This window comes from Pseudooceanicola lipolyticus (genome assembly GCF_002786325.1).
Taxonomy (GTDB): domain Bacteria; phylum Pseudomonadota; class Alphaproteobacteria; order Rhodobacterales; family Rhodobacteraceae; genus Pseudooceanicola_C; species Pseudooceanicola_C lipolyticus.
This window is the reverse complement of record NZ_PGTB01000382.1, coordinates 1-990: the sequence shown is the minus strand read 5'-3', so window position 1 is coordinate 990 and position 990 is coordinate 1. Positions and strand designations below refer to the sequence as shown.

General features: G+C 65.4%; 1 protein-coding gene. It reads right to left on the bottom strand.

Going from position 1 to position 990, the window contains the following annotated elements:
* Positions 1–130: 130 nt before the first annotated feature.
* The gene (locus CVM52_RS28225; protein ID WP_100165087.1) at positions 131–931 is read right to left on the bottom strand and encodes a chlorophyll a-b binding protein; all 801 of its coding nucleotides are present in this window, start codon (positions 929–931) and stop codon (positions 131–133) included.
* Positions 932–990 lie beyond the last annotated feature (59 nt).

Genomic DNA, 990 nt, shown 5'->3' with positions numbered 1-990 from the left:
AGGAAAAATAATGACAATGAACACAATTATTCCTTGGCGATTGAACAATAGTTTACATCATGGTACAAACCGAAAACCAGCGTGCGCTCACATGCATCCGGACACCTAAAGGTCACCGGCGGCGCCTCCCTCACTTGCCGGGGACGAAGTTGGTGGCGTAGGCCCATGCGTTGTTGTTGACTGGGTCAGCGATGTGGTCAGCGAGGTTCTCGAGCGGGCCCTTGCCGGTGACGATGGCCTGGACGAAGAAGCCGAACATGGAAAACATGGCGAGGCGGCCGTTCTTGAGCTCCTTCACCTTGAGCTCGGCGAAGGCCTCGGGGTCGTCGGCCAGGCCGAGGGGGTCGAAGCTGCCGCCAGGGTACAGCGGGTCGACGACCTCGCCGAGCGGCCCGCCGGCAATGCGGTAGCCCTCGACGGCACCCATGAGCACGACCTGGCAGGCCCAGATGGCAAGGATGCTCTGCGCGTGGATGAGGCTCGGGTTCCCGAGGTAGTCCAGCCCGCCCTCGCTGAAGATCTGGGAGCCGGCCTTGAACCAGACGGCCTCGCCGAACTTGACGCCGTTGCGGGAGAGCAGCTCGGGGAAGACGCAGCCGAGCGCGCCGAGCATGGCCCAGCGGGAGTGGATCACCTCCAGCTCGCGGTTCTTGGCGAAGGTCTCGGGGTCGGCGGACAGCCCGGCGGTGTCCCAGCCGTAGTCGCCGGGGAACTCGCCGGTGAGGTAGCTCGGGGGCTCGCCGGACAGGGGGCCCAGGTACAGGACGCGGTCGGGGCCGTACCACGGGCTGCCGGACGCCGCCGCCGGCTTGGCCTTCGCCGCCGTCTTGCGCATCGTCACGCGGGCCTCGCCGAAGGCGGACGACGACGGCACGTTCACGGCCTTGCCGGCGAAGGCCGTGGAGGAGAGGGCCATGGTGCTGCTCGCCATTGCGGCTGCTTTTTTTTATTGCACTGCTACGTAGCGAGACTTGCAGATCGATGGTGGCT